This is a genomic window from Janthinobacterium sp. OK676 (assembly GCF_900103595.1).
In the GTDB taxonomy this organism is placed as follows: Bacteria; Pseudomonadota; Gammaproteobacteria; order Burkholderiales; family Burkholderiaceae_D; genus Janthinobacterium.
In genome coordinates, this window is sequence record NZ_FNHA01000011.1 from 1 (window position 1) to 16,625 (window position 16,625).

The 16,625-nt window shown below is 62.6% G+C and carries 15 protein-coding genes; 10 read left to right on the top strand and 5 right to left on the bottom strand.

What is annotated here, in order from left to right; all coding sequences use genetic code 11:
* Positions 1-247 precede the first annotated feature (247 nt).
* The 4 genes from BLU39_RS20250 to BLU39_RS20260 all read left to right on the top strand — a co-directional run bounded on the left by BLU39_RS20250 (position 248) and on the right by BLU39_RS20260 (position 2,837).
* On the top strand, positions 248-658 hold the full coding sequence (locus BLU39_RS20250) for a GNAT family N-acetyltransferase (protein ID WP_092716228.1): 411 nt from the start codon (positions 248-250) through the stop codon (positions 656-658).
* A gap of 153 nt (positions 659-811) precedes the next feature.
* Complete coding sequence (locus BLU39_RS28340; protein WP_139178402.1) at positions 812-1,069, top strand: hypothetical protein; 258 nt, start codon at positions 812-814, stop codon at positions 1,067-1,069.
* Positions 1,070-1,142: 73 nt separating this feature from the next.
* Positions 1,143-1,457 carry a hypothetical protein gene (locus BLU39_RS20255; RefSeq protein ID WP_092716230.1) on the top strand — a complete coding sequence of 105 codons (315 nt, stop codon included), beginning with the start codon at positions 1,143-1,145 and terminating at the stop codon, positions 1,455-1,457.
* A gap of 138 nt (positions 1,458-1,595) precedes the next feature.
* The gene (locus tag BLU39_RS20260) at positions 1,596-2,837 is read left to right on the top strand and encodes a hypothetical protein (protein WP_092716233.1); all 1,242 of its coding nucleotides are present in this window, start codon (positions 1,596-1,598) and stop codon (positions 2,835-2,837) included.
* Between the two features lie 778 nt (positions 2,838-3,615).
* On the opposite strand, the gene BLU39_RS20270 is transcribed toward BLU39_RS20260, so the two are convergent.
* On the bottom strand, positions 3,616-5,055 hold the full coding sequence (locus BLU39_RS20270; RefSeq protein ID WP_092716237.1) for an IS1182 family transposase: 1,440 nt from the start codon (positions 5,053-5,055) through the stop codon (positions 3,616-3,618).
* A 238-nt stretch (positions 5,056-5,293) separates the two neighbouring features.
* Between BLU39_RS20270 and BLU39_RS20275 the strand changes: the two genes are divergently transcribed.
* Positions 5,294-6,271: a hypothetical protein gene (locus BLU39_RS20275; protein WP_254789022.1), complete on the top strand. Its 978-nt coding sequence runs from the start codon at positions 5,294-5,296 to the stop codon at positions 6,269-6,271.
* 235 nt (positions 6,272-6,506) lie between these two features.
* Here BLU39_RS20275 and BLU39_RS20280 read toward each other — a convergent pair whose 3' ends face one another.
* Positions 6,507-7,568, bottom strand: coding sequence for an NAD(P)H-dependent flavin oxidoreductase (locus tag BLU39_RS20280; protein ID WP_092716241.1), 1,062 nt, complete (start codon positions 7,566-7,568; stop codon positions 6,507-6,509).
* Between the two features lie 87 nt (positions 7,569-7,655).
* Between BLU39_RS20280 and BLU39_RS20285 the strand changes: the two genes are divergently transcribed.
* The gene (locus BLU39_RS20285; protein ID WP_092716243.1) at positions 7,656-8,531 is read left to right on the top strand and encodes a LysR family transcriptional regulator; all 876 of its coding nucleotides are present in this window, start codon (positions 7,656-7,658) and stop codon (positions 8,529-8,531) included.
* Entirely contained in the window at positions 8,528-9,661 is a 1,134-nt protein-coding gene (locus BLU39_RS20290) for a YbfB/YjiJ family MFS transporter (RefSeq protein ID WP_092716245.1), read from the top strand. Before BLU39_RS20285 ends, BLU39_RS20290 begins: the two co-directional genes overlap by 4 nt.
* A 3-nt stretch (positions 9,662-9,664) precedes the next feature.
* On the opposite strand, the gene BLU39_RS20295 is transcribed toward BLU39_RS20290, so the two are convergent.
* Genes BLU39_RS20295 through BLU39_RS20305 form a run of 3 tightly spaced genes read right to left on the bottom strand, consistent with a single transcriptional unit; the run spans position 9,665 to position 12,512 of the window.
* Positions 9,665-10,702, bottom strand: coding sequence for a serine hydrolase domain-containing protein (locus tag BLU39_RS20295; RefSeq protein WP_092716247.1), 1,038 nt, complete (start codon positions 10,700-10,702; stop codon positions 9,665-9,667).
* Positions 10,693-11,499, bottom strand: a complete 807-nt coding sequence (locus BLU39_RS20300; RefSeq protein WP_092716250.1) for an alpha/beta fold hydrolase — start codon at positions 11,497-11,499, stop codon at positions 10,693-10,695. The genes BLU39_RS20295 and BLU39_RS20300 overlap by 10 nt, the downstream gene beginning before the upstream one ends.
* Positions 11,496-12,512, bottom strand: a complete 1,017-nt coding sequence (locus BLU39_RS20305; RefSeq protein WP_092716252.1) for a M14 family zinc carboxypeptidase — start codon at positions 12,510-12,512, stop codon at positions 11,496-11,498. Before BLU39_RS20305 ends, BLU39_RS20300 begins: the two co-directional genes overlap by 4 nt.
* A gap of 267 nt (positions 12,513-12,779) precedes the next feature.
* On the opposite strand from BLU39_RS20305, the gene paoA reads away from it, so the two are divergent.
* The 3 genes from paoA to paoC are packed head-to-tail and all read left to right on the top strand — an operon-like array spanning position 12,780 to position 16,583.
* Positions 12,780-13,427 (top strand): aldehyde dehydrogenase iron-sulfur subunit PaoA, encoded by a 648-nt coding sequence (paoA, locus tag BLU39_RS20310; protein ID WP_092716254.1) that lies wholly within the window; start codon positions 12,780-12,782, stop codon positions 13,425-13,427.
* The gene (locus BLU39_RS20315; RefSeq protein WP_092716257.1) at positions 13,424-14,383 is read left to right on the top strand and encodes an FAD binding domain-containing protein; all 960 of its coding nucleotides are present in this window, start codon (positions 13,424-13,426) and stop codon (positions 14,381-14,383) included. The genes paoA and BLU39_RS20315 overlap by 4 nt, the downstream gene beginning before the upstream one ends.
* A gap of 4 nt (positions 14,384-14,387) precedes the next feature.
* The gene (paoC, locus tag BLU39_RS20320) at positions 14,388-16,583 is read left to right on the top strand and encodes an aldehyde oxidoreductase molybdenum-binding subunit PaoC (RefSeq protein WP_092716259.1); all 2,196 of its coding nucleotides are present in this window, start codon (positions 14,388-14,390) and stop codon (positions 16,581-16,583) included.
* Positions 16,584-16,625: the final 42 nt, after the last annotated feature.

A 16,625-nucleotide genomic window follows, 5' to 3' on the forward strand; every position in this document is an offset into this window, starting at 1 on the left:
TGGGCAAAGCAGTTAGAGACCGAATATACGTGAGCAGTCGTACCTAAAAGCCAAAGACGGAATGTTTGCAAACGAGGAGGAGTCCATATACGGACATTCACGTTGACGTGACAATAGGTGACTTTTCTCGCGTGGCTTTTCGCTATGCTCTCGGGGCGCTGGCGACTACTTTCAGTCAGTCGAGCGGAGGCCAAATTCGCTGACGCCGTGGCAATCTCCAGGGGAACCGTATTATGCAATCGAGTCTATGAGTATTAACTACACATCCGATCAGCCATGCGCCGAGGCGTTTAAGGCACTGTACGACACGACTGGCTGGGGGCCAATTTCACGTAAGACCGCGTTCTATCAAGATTCACTTGACGGCTCTTGGCGTTCGCGATCAGCCTATTTTGGCGGCCAACTTGTTGGTTTTGTGCGTGTCATTTCGGATGGTTGCTTGCACGCGTTTGTGACCGAGATGATTGTTCACCCCGAATTTCAGCATCGAGGAATCGGAGCAGCTTTGCTCAGTTCAATTCTTGACGATTGCCGCGACGCCGGCATTTCAGATGTTCAGCTTTTCAGCGCCAAAGGCAAGTCGATATTCTACGAAAAACTTGGATTTTCCTCACGACCTGAAGATTCGCCCGGCATGCAATTCAATGCGTTCGCCTGACTAGTCATTCAAGCGAACGCAGAACGTCGGTTGCGGAGCAAATCGTATGTCTCTTGTGGGCGGAACCTGCCAGCGACGGCAACCGGCCAGAAACTCCCGTTCACCAATGTAAGAATTGAAGCATCGCTTCTTTGAATTTCTGGAGCAACGATTGTGGACAAGATAATTGTTTTGCAAATTTTTGATAATGACGGCGTGGACTTGAATGGCGTAAAACTACGTTCAACAAGTGATGTTGCGGGAGCTCTTGACAAAATGTGTCCCGAAAAATCGGGTGTGATCGTTTCTATCGAGGCCAGCGATTCCATATATTATGAGTCTATCGGCACGGCTATTTACGGAAGTCACCTGGCTGGATTTTCAGGTGAACGATTACGCATACTGATCGAGGGCAAGCCTTTGGAAATCTGACCTCAATCGCCGTTGCACCAGTGCCTGCTGCAAGCGGCCAGAAGCGGGGGCTGCGTTAAAGCTACCCCCGGCCATGATGGACTCGACAGATATGTGCAACAAGCAAGTAACGATAGATATTACCTACGCGAAGAATGCATTGTTCGTTCGTCAATCCGTTGCGGTCGCTTTTGGCGTGCCAATCGATAGGGAAATAACTTGGGTCTTCCTTCAAGATCTGCTCTGTAATTCCAGCGAGTTTGCATTAGCTGCGCGGGTGTTAGTGAGTGGCCTGCCAAGTGCCAGCGGCGCGATTGGAGATGAAGATGAGATTCGAATGCTCCGCACCTTTCTCCGCGCGCTTGCGACAACGCGAAGCATCGAAGTTCAGATTGTTTTGCACGATTAAACATGTAGCGCTCTTTCCTACTCTGGGGGCGACAGTTGCCGTACACTGTATGGCTGAGATTGGCCAGAAGCCGGCCTTCCTGGCGACAGTTTAAACTGTTGACTCATTCACTGACCTCCCTGATCGGCCCACACTACCATGTTCTTCCGTCTCGCCTTCCTTGCCGCCACCCTGACGCTCGGCTTCGCCGATACTGCCGTCGCCGATACCGCCGTCCTTGAAAAACTCACAGCCAGCCGGCTCGCTATCACTCTTGACAAAGGCACGTTATCGGGACCCGGTGCGGCACTGCTGCTGCAGGCTTCGCGCCAGGCGCAGTACGTCCTCCTCGGCGAGGATCATGGTGTCGCCGAGATCGCCCAGTTCTCATCCGCCTACTTCAATGCCTTGCCCCCTGCCGGCTTCACGACCTTGGTCACAGAAAATGGTCCAGCCGTGACGAGTGCGCTCGAAGGGATACTCAAGGGTGCCGACGCGGTTGCTGCTATCGCCAGATTCGACGCCATCTATCCGGACTCCGTTGCTTTCTACACCATGCGCCAGGAAGCGGAGATGCTCGCCGGCTTTGCCCTGGCCGCAGGACCGCGCTTCCAGCACTGGGGCATCGATCAGGAATTCGTGGGTGCGGCCAAATACCTGATCACCCTGATGCTGGCCCAGCCGGTTAATCCGGCCGCCCGCGCGAAACTGGAAGCCTTGCGTCAAATGGAAGCTGCCGCGTCTCAAAAGGCGGTGGCCACCGGCAATCCCTTAGAGTACTTTATGCTGTCGGCCTCAAGCGAGGAACTGACCTCGTTGCGCCCGCTACTTGCCGGCCCCAAAGAACAAACCGCGCTAGGCCTGCTCGATGCATTGCTGGCCACACGCGCCATCTATCAGAAAAGTGCCTCTCAAGTGCCCGGCGATCGCGACCTATCCAACCGCTTACGTTTGACGCTGTTAAAGCGGACCCTGGAAACCCGGCTCGGCATGCAAGAGCAAAAGCTGGTGGTCAAGGTCGGCGCAAATCACGCATACAAGGGCATTAATCCACTCAACAATCGTGACATTGGCAACTTTCTGGCTGAACGCGCCGAAGGCCAGGGCCATACCACGCTGCACCTGATCGTGATGGCGGCGAAGGGTACGCAACTGAGATTTGCGGGAGCGGGCAAGCCATATCAGCCGGCACCAATCAAACTTGACAGCTCGGCCTTCAAACTGCTGGCCAGTGCAGGCGCCACCGACGGCAGTTGGTCTCTATTTGATCTGCGGTCACTGCGGCCAGGCTCGCGCAAACTGGCGGGGGGCGATATTGAAATGTTCAACCTGATCAACGGCTACGATTTTGCCTTGATTATCCCCGAAGGCAGCGCTTCTGCACAGCTCGTGACACAGTAGAAGGAGGGGGGTATTTCAATAATTGCAATTTTCAATGGTACTGATTCCCCGCTGCGAAACGGCCACGCATCCACGAAAATGCCGCCCTTTCGCTTCAGGGCGGCGCCAGCCTGGAAATCGAGGACCTAACCACAAAGAGCGCAGGCATGATTAAGTTTGAGGTTGAAAAAAAGCCCCCGATTCTGCAGCCCGGTGAAAAAAAAGATCAGAGATACGATTGCGCGCCTCCGGAGCTTCGGTCCAAGCTCATTTGCCGTATTGAGCGATGACAAAGGAAACTATGTGCAGGTCGCTGGCGGCGAAATCACGTGCATGCTGGAACGCCGAGAGGCGACCGGGCGCCACCATAGAGGCTACAAGGAAAGCCCAAGCCTCAATTATCCAGATGGCACACGGCTCGCATTCGGAGCTGGTGAAGTCGTAATGCAATCAGACGAGTGGTTTCTCCAAACCGAGGTTGCAGAGGTATTTTGTGTGTTAAGTTGCACTGAAAATTGACCCACTTTCCCCACGAATTTGCAACGGAATCTGACCCACGTTAGTAGCACAATTCCACCTGTCTTATCGGCAGGAGATCGGAGTGATCAACGTGGCTCTACTCGGTATCATTCGACGCTGGCACCTTCGTGACCAGATCCCAATACCTGATGATCCGCAATAGTGGCCAGCGTCCGCATTGGGGCTAGGCTGTGTGAAAACCCGAGTTTTTGTATCGGGAGCGGCCGCTCCGTGCAAGCCCCCGATTTTCCCCGACGCGCGAGTTGAAGTTAAAAAGGGCTCACGCCCTCAACAACGCCGCTTTCAGCCCCTGATTTCCCATGATGTTCACCATGCGTTTCAAGTTGTAGGCTAGAACATGTAAGCTCATCTCTGTTTTCACGCGCGGTAACGTTCGAGTTAAAAAATGTGTAGCACCCATCCAAGCTTTTAACGTACCGAACGGATGTTCGACTGTTTGCCGCCTGATTCTCGCGACGTCTCCGTGCTCAGCTATCCGCTTGCTCATCCTATCGAGGACGTCTTCGTGCTCCCAGCGGGCGATACGGCGATTTGCGCCGGTGGTGCACTGAGATTTCATCAGGCACTTGGGACAAGATGACGACCAGTATTTGTAAAACAGCAGCCCTTTTTCTAGCGTGCTGAATCGTCGGATTGCGCGTTCTCCAGCAGGACATTGGAACTCGTCGCTCTCGGGCAGATATCGGAAGTCGCGTTTATCGAATAGCCCCTTTGCACGATTGCCCGAAGTGAGCGGTTTAGGAACTAATGGCACCATCCCCGATTCCTCGCACGCCAAAATTTCGGGACCGCTGTAATAGCCGCGATCAGCGTACACCTCTAGATGCTTCAGACCGATCACCTCATTGGCTTGCTTTGCCATTGACGCCAGCTGGGCGCGATCATTTCCTATGTTGGTGACTTCATGCGCCACGATCAAGTGGTGCTTTGTGTCGACGGCAGATTGCACGTTGTATCCGACGGTGGCGGTTCCGCGTCCGCTGGTCGACATCGAGCGTGCATCAGGATCAGTCAGCGAAATCTGCTGATCTGGCGTCTGCTTCAATTTCTTGTCGAGCTCACCCAGGCTTTCGATCTGTTCTTTCAGACCTGCGATTTTTTCTTTAATACGCATCACGCGAGTTGCGGGGACAAGCGCAGGATCACGGTCGGCGCGATCAAGCTCGTCCATGTAGCGCTTGATGCTTTCCTCGATCTGCTCAATGCGGGCTTCCAGCTTGTTGTTGGTGAAGTTTCGGTCGCGATTATTTACCGCTTTGAACTTGCTGCCATCGATTGCCACGCTGCTGTCCGAGAAAACATCAAGCCTGCGACATACCTGCACGAATTGGCGGCACACTTTGCAGATGGAGGGGCCGTTATCTTTGCGAAAGTCAGCAATGGTTTTAAAGTCGGGAGATAGCCTCCCGGTCAACCACATCAGTTCGACATTACGCTGCGCCTCACGCTCCAGGCGGCGGCTGGACTGGATTCGATTGAGGTAACCATAGATGTAAATCCCAAGGAGAACTGCAGGATGGTAGGACGGTCGACCGGTGCGTGCCGGGTCGGCACCGGCAAAGTCAAGGGTCCTGAGATCAAGCGTTTCAATGAATGCCTCTACAATCCGAACGATATTGTCCTCAGCAACGTAGTCATCCAGATGCTCGGGAAAGAGAATACTCTGGCTGCGGTCGGTTCCCTCGACAAAACGCTTCATCCTGCTCTCCTGATTACGTCAAATGAGCTATTAACGCTTCAGAAAAAATCTCGTTTACATCGGGGTGCGTTTTCACACACTCTGGGGCGGGATCGGCCCTCTGTGACAGTTCGTGAATTTTGCCGCCGAGCAACCTACTATACTGTGCCGGACGGTCGAGTCCGGCCAATACCTGACCTTGGACCAATCGAAAAAACCGAGCATAGTCCATTTGTAGATGCAAGATGAGGAGTTTTCTGTGTTGAAACCAAATATGGTCACGCTGGCACGGTTCGGAATGGCGATCGCGTTGGCGAGTGCCGTGGCAGGAGCAACGGCCCAAAACCTCAAACGGTTCGAGTTTTCGACTAGCGACATGGCATCGGCGACGTGCGCGTTCACGTCGCCACTCCCGGCCGACTTTGCTGTTTTCGCTGCTGGCGAATACGGCGGTCGGCCTACCGATTTCCAGATCGATCAGTCCGGGCACGAAGCCACACGAATTGATGCCTTGGTCAACTCGAGCAACAAGCCCGTCATCCTGATGCTGGGGGCATACGAGCCTACCGTATGGAACATCGGGTGGACCCGCGGGACCGAAATTGTCGGCGTTCTCGTGAGCGGCTACCACCGGCAAGCGGTGGCTGGTCTGCCCAAGGACACGCCAATCATCAACAGCACCTACGACAACCGAGGTCCATGCGGTCATTTTTATATAAAAGCCGATCAATTGGACGGACTCAATCCACTGGCCCGACGCGTGTTCGGGCGGGCTGTCGACAAGGTATATTTGTCGAGAAAGGGCAAAGTCGTGATCGGCGAGCCCTTTGATCATCAAACTGCGCTCCTTACATCGGCCGATGTGACACCGGATTCGTTTCGCGATCAAAAGGCAGTTTTGGCCGGACCTGCCGGACTGGCGGATGCAGTACGCAAAAGCATCCTGCGGGTGGCGACAGCAGCCGATGTCCGTGCCTGGGACGCGGCCACCAGGAAGGCGGCGTCTGCCGACACTCCGCCAGTCGCGGGCGGAAACCCGCTCCCGACGCGCGAAATTCATAACGGTTACGTTGTGTTGAAAGGGTTTGAGCTGCCAGCCGGCTTATACGGTGCACACTCGGCGACTTTTATTGTGCCGAAGGGAGTGCCAGTTCCGGCGGGTAAACTGGGTCATTCCACGGTGCTTGACTACAATTCCATGCAGTGCACCGGCGCTCTCTGTCGTGCCGGCCGATAACTTCCGAGCTCAGCAGCGCGAATACGGTCAGTGAACCAGCATTCGGAGACCTTCACGATATTTCGGCCGTAGGCAAAGTGACGGCGGTCGACAGAATCGCCGATCACCTGATCCTCGCATGTCCGCTTCGGGGCCAAAAGCGGACACTGCATTGCGATCGCAGCGTCGAGCCAAGATCGCATGCGGCCAGGGGTTGCGTTGTCCTGGCCGCACGCATGTCAGCGGCATCCTGACATCAGCGCGTCATTTCCCTGGCCAGGGTCAGCACCAGTTCCCCCGCCCCCATTTCCCGCGCCAGCGGCGCGCCCTGGCCGGCCCACTGTGCGGCAAATTCGCTGTTGCCGTGCTGGCTGGCCAGCGCGTTCAATTGTTTGGCGGCGTCGTAGGCGACGGGGTAGTCGGCTGGCGGCGGGCTACCCGGCGCTTCGCCGTGTTCGATCAGACGGTTCACCATGCCGCGCGCCAGGCGGCCCGAGAGCACGCTGGTCAGGCGCGTGGCCGCCGCCCGTTCGCTTTTCAGGTTGGCGCGGTAGCCCGCGTTGGCCGACGATTCCGGACATAGCAGGAACGCCGTGCCCAGCTGGGCGGCTGCGGCGCCCAGGTCCAGCGCGGCGCGGATGCCTTGTCCATCCATGATGCCGCCGGCGGCGATCAGGGGCAGGGCGGTGCGGCCCGCCAGCAGGCGCAGCAGCACGCTGGTGCTGTGGCGCTCGTCCGGCGCTTGCGGATCGAAAACCCCGCGATGGCCGCCCGCTTCCAGGCCCTGCGCCACGATGGCGTCGACTCCCGCCTGTTCGATCAGCACCGCCTCGCGCAGATTCGTGGCCGTGGCCAGCGTGTAGATGCCGGCCTGGCGCAGGGCGGCAATCTGCGGTGGCGTCGGCAAGCCGAAATGGAAGCTGACGACGGCGGGACGCTGTTCCAGCAGCAGCTCGAATGCCGCCTCATTGCCGATGAACGTTTCGTAGATTTCGTCGAGCGCCGCGGGGGCGGTCGCGCCCAGCTCGGCAAACAGGGGCGCCAGGTGGGCCAGCCAGGCCGCTTCGCGCCGCGCATCCCGCACCGCCGGCGCATGGCAGAACACGTTCACATTGAAGGGACGGTCCGTCAGCGCGTACGTGTCGACGATCATCTGGCGCGCCTGCGCCACCGTGCCGGAGCCGATGGCCAGCGAACCGAGGCCGCCCGCGTTCGACACGGCGGCTGCCATGCGCGGCGTGGAGATACCGGCCATCGGCGCCTGGATGATGGGTAACTGCAAGCCGAGACGGTCGAGGAAGGGCTGGATTGAAGTCATGATGCTTCCTTCACAAAGTTGAGGATATTGTGCAATGTTCGTATTTGAAGAATATAATAGCATAATCATTTTCAAATAGAGAACGCGATGGATATGGAATCCCTGACGATCTTTTGTGCCGTGGCCAGTGAACTGAGCGTCACCCAGGCCGCAGCCAGGCTGGGGCGCGCGCCGTCCAGCGTCACCACGCGCATCCAGCAGCTGGAAGCCGATATCGGCGCCGAGCTGTTCGTGCGCACGAATAAACGCATGGCGCTGACGGCGGCCGGCGAGCGCTTTCTCGAGTATGCGCAGCGTTTGCTGGCGCTGGCGGAAGAAGCGCGGCACGTCGTCACGGGCGGGCGCGAGGGCGGCACCTTGCGCGTGGGCAGCATGGAAAGCACGGCGGCCAGCCGACTGCCGGCCCTGCTGGCCGCGTATCACGCCCGCCATCCGGCGACGCGCCTGGCGCTGAGCACGGGGCCGTCGCGCCCCCTGATCGAGCAAGTGCGCACGGGCTTGCTCGACTGCGCTTTTGTCGCCTTGCCGCCAGCGTTCGGCGGCGCCGCCGCATTGGCGGAGCTGGGCCTGGCATCGACGCCCGTGTGGCGCGAGGAACTGTGCTTGCTGCTGCCAGCCAGCGAAGGGCAGGCGCGCAGCGCCACGGACGTGCGCACGCGCTCGCTGGCGGCCTTCCCGCAGGGCTGCACCTACCGCGGCATCGCCGAAGAGCTGCTGGGCGTGGCCGGCAGCACGCAGTGGCGGGTGCAGGAAATGAGTTCGTATCACACGATGATCGCCTGCGTGGCGGCCGGCGCCTGCGTGACCGTGCTGCCGGCCAGCGTGCTGGCGCTGTCGGACGCGCCGGCCACCTTGACAACCCTGCCCGCAGGGGAGATCGACACGGTGCTCGTGTGGCGCGCCGGGTTCGACGTGCCCGCCTTCCAGCATCTGCTGGCGCAGGTTGGCGAGGCGGCGCCATGAACGCGGCGGCCAGGTTGCGCGCGGCCATCGCCGCGGCCGTCATCCTCGCCATCGGCATGGGTTTCGGCCGTTTCGCCTTTACGGCCATCTACCCGCACATGGTCGAGGAAGGCGTCTTGAGCTTGCGCGACGGCAGCCTGGCGGCATCGGCCAATTACGCCGGTTATTTGCTGGGCGCCATCCTGTCCATGCGCGTGCGCGCCCACGGCGCGCACCGGCTGTGCCTGTGGTCGGTGGCCGGCACGGCGCTGTGCCTGGGCGTGCTGGCCTTGACTATGCCCGTCTGGCTCATCGTGACGGTGCGTGGCGTGGCGGGCGTCTTCAGCGCCCTGGCCATGGTGGCCGCGTCATTATGGCTGCTGGTGCAGCGCGGGCATGGCCGCGGCGCGCCGCTGCTGTATGCGGGCGTGGGCGCCGGCATTGCCGTGTCGGCCGAATTGCTGGTGCTGGCCTCGCGCCTGGGCTGGCACAGCGCCGGCATGTGGCTGCTGCTGGCCGGCGTCACCGCGCTGGCGGGGCTGGCGGCCGCACCCGCCATTGCCGCCAGTGGCCAGGCAACCCTGGCTGCACCGGCGCAAGCCGCCGCATCATCGATCCTGGCGCCCGTCGCGCCGTGGCCGCTCGTGCTGATCTACGGGCTGGCGGGATTTGGTTATATCGTCACGGCCACGTATTTGCCCGTGCTGGTCGGCGCTGCCTTGCCCGGGCTGAACTCCGCCCACGTGTGGGCCGTGTTCGGCCTCGGGGCGGCGCCGTCGTGCTTCCTGTGGCACCGCCTGCACGAGCGACTTGGCACGCGCCAGGCGCTGAGGCTGAATTTGCTGCTGCAGGCGCTGGGCGTGGCCTTGCCCGTGCTGGCGCCCACGGCCGCCGGCTATCTGCTCAGCGCCATCCTCGTCGGCGGCACGTTTGTCGGCACGGTGACCATCGCCATGCCGGCCGCGCAGCGTGCCGCCGTCAAGGCGGGCACCAACATGATGGCCATCATGACGGTGGTGTATGGCATCGGACAGATCATCGGCCCCGTGCTGGCCGGCAGCCTGTATGCGCAGTCGCACAGTTTCAACAGCGCATTATTGGCGGCGGCCGGCGCGCTGCTGCTGGCGATGATCGTCAGCCTGCGGCTGTAAAAATCAGAGATCGAATGCGCAACGCATGAAGTCGCGCCGGATGTCGTTGATCCTGTCGAACTCGCGCGTGTAATACAGCTTGTTCGTCAGCAGCACGGCATAGCGGCCGCGCCGGGGGCTGAGCCACATGGCCGTGCCCGTGAAGCCCAGGTGGCACCAGATGTCGTCTTGTGGCCCGGTGCCTGCCGCCGGGTGCCAGAACAGGCCGCGCGAGGGCTGCAGCTCGCCCGTCTGTACCCTCAGCGATTCCCTCACCCAATCGGCCTCGAACACCGCGGCATGCGGAATCAGCATCGCCCGCAGGAAACGCTGCAAGTTCGGCACATTGGAAAACAGGCCGGAAATGCCGCACACGCCGCCCAGCAGCCGGGTCGAAAAGTCATGCACCGTGCCGGCAAGGTGGGCGCCTGCCTCGTCGCAGTATTCGGTCGGCGCGACCAGCTGGCCGTGCCGTGGCGCCACCGGACCATATCCCGTGGCGGCCATGCCCAGCGGCTGCAGCACGTGCTCGGCAAGTGCCACGTCCAGCGGCATGCCCAGCAGCCGCTCGATGACCAGGCCGAGGATCAGGGCCGCGCGGTCCGTGTATTCGACGGCTTGACCTGGTATGCCTTCCAGCGGCTCGCGCAGCACGCCGTGCACGATATCGTCGTACACCTCGCCATAGCTGGCGCGCAGGCGGGCGCGCAGCGGCAAGCCGGCCGTGTGCGTGAGCAGCTGGAAAATCGTGATCGGCGCCAGCGCGTAGCCTGCCGTGCCGGGCAAGGCGTCGGCCAGCCGGGTATCCAGGCCCAGGCGTTTCTGGCTAAGCAGCCTGCCGATGAGCGACCACACGCTGATGATCTTGGTCAGCGACGCGATGTCGAACAGGGTGTCGACCTGCATCGCGGCGCTGGACGGTTCGGGCGTGAGCCGTCCGGCCGCGCCCATTGCGTGGCCGTCCAGGGTGCCCACGACCCAGGCCGCGCCTGGAAAAATCTGTGCGCGGACGCCGGCTTCCACCAGCGCTGTCAGTTGCTCTGTATGGTTGCTTATCTGCATATTGATTGTGCCGTGTTTATCTTGTTATCGTCTGCCGTTGCCACGCCCAGCCAGCGTGCCACCGATTGCGCCACCCATTGCCCCTCGTCGAGCGGCAGGTCGTGGCCGGCGTCGCCGTGGATCAAACAATCGGCCTGCCAGGCGCGCGCCAGGCGTTGCGAGCAGCGGTGGTCGACCAGTTGGTCTTGCGCGCCGGCCATCACCAGCACGGGCATGGCGGGGCGGCTGGCGGGCGCGCGGTAGCGGGCGGCCGACAGCAGCTGGCGCAGGGCGTTGCGGCGGCTGACCGGGTATTGCTGCTGGTAGCTGAGCCAGTCGGCCAGCAGCGCGGGATTGCCGCCAGCATGCCGCTGGCTGGTCAGACGCAGGATCAGCGCTTCCTGGCTGCGACCGTCGCCCAGCAGCAGCTGGCGCAGCAGGGCGCCGTAGTTTTGCCAGCGCAGGCGCCGGTAAAACGGATTGAACGGCCGCATGCTGGTGTTGATCAGCACGCAGCGGGCGATTTCCTGCGGGTAGCGGCTTGCCCATTCGACGGCCACCATGCCACCCAGGGACAGGGCGAGCAAGTGGTAGGGTGCGGGGATGCCCCGTGTCTGCAGCTCCTGGCGGCAGGCTTCCACCATGTCGGCCACGCGGGTGGCGCTGTCCTGCGCGTGGCGCGTGCCGTTGCCGGGCAGGTCTGGCGTGACGATGCTGGCGCCGGGCAGGGCGCGCGCGAGGGTGGCGGGGAAGCTGCCCCAGTGGCGCTGTTCGCGCATCAGGCCGCGCAGCAGGACCCAGGTGGGCGATCCGCTCATGATTCATACCATTGCGCCAGGGCGCGCCGGCGCTGCGCCTTGCGCAGCAAGCCTTCCGGCATCCAGCGGCCATGACTGCTGGCGGCGCGCATGAGGAAATCGAACCACACCAGATGCCGGCGCAGCACGCGCTGCAGGCGGTGCGCGGCCGTGGGGTTGAAGAGGCTGACCCGGTTGAACAGCTGGCGCGGGTTTTTCTTGACCCAGCGCCACGAGCCCATTTCCAGGGTCAAGGGCAGGAACACGCGCCCGCTGTAGCTGGTGCCGTTCAGGTAGAGATAGTCCCACAGGTCGCCATGCGTGCGGTATTGGCGGCTTTGCGGCTCGAACACATAGTTGTGGTTGGGGTAGCTCTGGCTGAACAGTTCTTCCAGCGCGCCGATCTCGGCCAGGTGGGCTATGGGCACCTTGGTATGCGCGTGGGGAAACCAGATCCGGTCGCGCAAGCCGAAACCGGAATGGCAATCGAGGGCGATGCTGAACTGGCGCGACAGCAGTTCGCGCTCGACGAGGTCGCACACGGCCTGGCTTTCCAGCTCCATCGGGGCGTCAAATGCGCCGCGGTACCAGGGCAGGCGGGCGCTGTAGCGCTGTCCGCCCAGCATGAACGGCACTTTTTCGCGTGCGCTCAAGGGCGCATTGCGCATCAGGTCCACGCCGCGCGGATTGCTGCGCGTGGCTTGCCACATGCCGCCGGGATTGACCAGCGGCATGAACACGAGGCGCATGGTTTCCAGCTGCTGGTGCAAGGTGGCATCCCAGCGCAGGCGCGCGATCAGGCTTTCCAGGAAAGACAGCAACACTTGCGTGCCGATGCGCTCCAAGCCGTGGATGCCGCCAAAGAAGCCCAGCACGGGCACGTCGGGGCTGGGATTGCCCAGCGCAATCGTGTAGACGGGAAATTCGCGCCCATCCATGGCGATGCTGCAGGGCGCGGCCACTTCCAGGTGGCTGCCGCCGTCGTCGATGAGGCGCTTCAGCATGACCAGTTCGGGCAGATTCTTTTCGATCATCAGGCATCTGAATGGGAGAGTAGCAGCCAGTGTAGCCGAAATCACTGCCGCGCCCGACGTCCCGCATGGCGAAATTTACTGATGGCAAGCATGTCACGAAGCCGTCATGTTTGCCATGTATTTTATTGCCGCCATACATCGCTGTTCCTGTCGACAGGGGGCTGAACGTTCGTTCGCGTACAGACTCTCAGGAATCCGGCTGCCAGACTGCTGCTTCGGGCCTGCATACGCCCACCCAGCCAGTCCACAGCCAGGAGGAAGCGCGAGATGACGCAATCGAATCACATCAATGCCGGCAGGCGCGGCTTGCTGATCGCCGGGGCGCTGTCGGCCACGGCGGCGGCCGTGCCTGCCTTGCCGGGAGCGGCACAGGCCGTCAGCACGAGCGGCCAGGCGCCACCCGTCCTGATGAAAGTCAGCCTCGACGTCAACGGCCGGCGCCACAGCCTGGAACTCGACACGCGCACCACCTTGCTCGACGCCTTGCGCGAACACTTGCAGCTGACGGGCACCAAGAAGGGTTGCGACCACGGCCAGTGCGGCGCCTGCACCGTCATGCTCGACGGCCAGCGCATCAATGCCTGCCTGACCCTGGCCGTGATGCACGACGGCGCCAGGGTCACCACCATCGAGGGCCTGGGCACGCCCGAGAAGCTGCATCCGATGCAGGCCGCCTTCATCGCGCACGACGGCTACCAGTGCGGCTACTGCACGCCGGGGCAGATCTGCTCGGCCGTCGCCGCGCTGGGAGAAATCCGCCAGGGCATCCCCAGCCACGTCAGCGCGGACTTGACCGCGATCCCGCAGGCGACGCCGGAAGAACTGCGCGAACGCATGAGCGGCAACATCTGCCGCTGCGGCGCCTATTCCAACATCATCGAGGCCATCACCGACGTGGCGGGGAGGCCGGCATGAAGGTATTCAGCTACCAGAAGGCCGCCTCGCCGGCCGAAGCGGCGGCCGCCGCCGTGAACACGCCGGGCGCCCGCTTCATCGCGGGCGGCACGAATCTGCTCGACCTGATGAAGCTGGAGATCGAAACGCCCGCGCATCTGATCGACGTCAATGGCCTTGCCTTGGATAAAGTGGAGGCAACAAAGGACGGCGGCTTGCGCATCGGCGCCCTCGTGCGCAACACGGCGCTGGCCGCGCATGCCACGGTGCGGCGCGACTATGGCGTGCTGTCGCGCGCCTTGCTGGCGGGCGCCTCTGCCCAATTGCGCAACAAGGCGACGACGGCTGGCAACCTCTTGCAGCGCACGCGCTGCCCTTACTTTTACGACACGAACCAGGCCTGCAACAAGCGCGTGCCGGGCAGCGGCTGCTCGGCCATAGTCGGCTTCAGCCGGCCGCTGGCGATTCTGGGCGGCAGCGATGCCTGCATTGCCACGCACCCGAGCGACATGGCCGTGGCCATGCGCGTGCTCGACGCCGCCATCGACACGGTGCGGGCCGACGGCAGCACGCGCAGCATCCCCATCGCCGACTTTTACTGCTTGCCGGGCAACACGCCGCACGTGGAAACCGTGCTGCAGCCGGGCGAACTGATCACCAGCGTCACCTTGCCCCCGCCCGCTGGCGGCACGCAGGTCTACCGCAAGGTGCGCGACCGCGCCTCGTACGCGTTCGCGCTCGTATCCGTGGCGGCCATCATCTTGCCGAACGGCACGGGCAGGCTGGCCCTGGGCGGCGTCGCGCCGCAGCCTTGGCGAGTGCTTGCCGCCGAACAGGCGCTGCCCGAGGGCGCCGCCGCCGTCAGCGAACGCCTGCTGGCCGGCGCCAGGCCGACTGACGACAACGCCTTCAAGGCGACCCTGGCGCAGCGCACGATTGCCTCGGTGCTGGCGCAAGCACAAGCGAAGAAAGGCTAGGGCCATGAAATTTTCGACACCTGCGACCACCAATCCCATCGACCAGCTGAAAATCGTGGGCCGCCCCACGGACCGCATCGACGGCCCCCTGAAAACCACGGGCACGGCGCCGTATGCATATGAACAGAACAAGGCCGCGCCGCATGCGGCCTATGGCCATGTCGTCGGCGCTGCCATCGCCAAGGGGCGCATTGCCTCGATCGACACGAGCGCGGCGCGGCGCGCGCCGGGTGTGCTGGCCGTCGTGACGGCGGAGTCGGCGGGGAAATTGGGCAAAGGCAAGATGAATACGGCCACCTTGCTGGGCGGGCCCGAGATCGAGCACTACCACCAGGCCATCGCCTTGGTGGTGGCGGAAACCTTCGAACAAGCCCGCTCGGCCGCGCAGCTGCTCGACGTGAAATATGTCGAGCAGCAGGGCGTGTTCGACCTGGCCAGGGCCAAGGGCGGCGCGATCAAACCGAAGGAGGGCAAGCCCGACAGCCGCGCGGGCAATTTCGCCGGCGCCTATGCCCATGCTCCCGTGCGCCTGGATGCCACCTACACGACACCTGACCAGTCGCACGCCATGATGGAGCCGCACGCCTCGATTGCCGCTTGGGAAGGCGACAAGGTGACGGTGTGGACGGCGAACCAGATGGTGGACTGGGGCCGTGGCGACCTGGCCCGCACCTTGGGAATATCGAAGGACAAGGTGCGCATCGTTTCGCCCTACATCGGCGGCGGTTTCGGCGGCAAGCTGTTCGTGCGCGCGGAAGCCTTGCTGGCGGCCCTCGGTGCGCGCGCGGCGCAGCGTCCCGTCAAGGTCGCCCTGGCGCGGCCCTTGATGAGCAACAACACGACGCACCGGCCCGCCACCATCCAGCGCCTGCGCATCGGCGCCACGCGCGATGGCAAGATCACGGCCATCGGCCATGAATCGTGGTCCGGCGACCTCAAGGGAGGACAGCCGGAAACGGCCGTGATGCAGACGCGGCTGCTGTATGCGGGGCCGAACCGCATGACGGCCATGCGCCTGGCCGTGCTCGATTTGCCGGAAGGCAACGCGATGCGCGCGCCGGGCGAGGCGCCGGGGATGATGGCGCTGGAAATCGCCATGGACGAGATGGCGGAAAAACTGAAAATGGACCCCATCGTCTTTCGCATCCTGAACGACACGAAAGTGGACCCGGAAAAACCAAGCAGGCCGTTTTCCCAGCGCCGCCTGATCGATTGCCTGCGCACGGGCGCCGTGGAATTCGGCTGGAAGGAGAGATCGGCGCAGCCGGGCACGCGGCGCGATGGCCGCTGGCTGGTGGGCATGGGCGTGGCGGCCGCCTTCCGCAACAACCTCGTCATGCGGTCCGCCGCCCGTGTGCGCCTGGACGGCAACGGCATCGTGACCGTGGAAACGGACATGACGGACATCGGCACGGGCAGCTACACCATCATCGCCCAGACGGCTGCGGAAATGCTGGGCGTGACCTTGAACAAGGTGCTCGTGCGCCTGGGCGATTCGGATTTCCCCGTCTCGGCCGGTTCGGGCGGACAGTGGGGCGGCAACAGCTCGACGGCCGGCGTGTACGCGGCCTGCGTGCGCCTGCGCCAGGCCATCGCCGGCAAGCTGGGCTTCGATGAGAAAGAGGCGCGCTTTTCCGATGGCCAGGTGAGCCAGGGCGAGCGCAGCGTGCCGCTCGCTGCCGCCGCCTACCATGGCGACGTCGTCGCGGAAGACCACATGGAATACGGCGACCTCGATAAAAAATTCCAGCAATCGACGTTCGGCGCCCATTTCGTCGAAGTGGGCGTGGACAGCGACACGGGCGAAGTGCGCGTGCGCCGCATGCTGGCCGTGTGTGCGGCCGGCCGCATCCTGAACCCGAAAGCGGCGCGCAGCCAGGTCATCGGCGCCATGATCATGGGCGTGGGCGCGGCCCTGATGGAAGAACTGGTGGTCGACCAGCGCCGCGGCTTTTTCGTCAACCACGACCTGGCCGGCTACGAAGTGCCCGTGCACGCCGACATCCCGCACCAGGAGGTCATCTTTCTCGATGAAACGGACCCCACGTCCTCGCCCATGAAAGCCAAGGGCGTGGGCGAACTGGGGATCTGCGGCGTGGCGGCCGCCGTCGCCAATGCCGTTTATAACGCGACGGGGGTGAGGGTGCGCGACTATCCGCTGACCCTGGACAAGCTGCTGCGGGGGCTGCCGCTCATGTGATGAGCTCGCACTCACGCCGCCGCGCGTGACAAAGCGTGTATT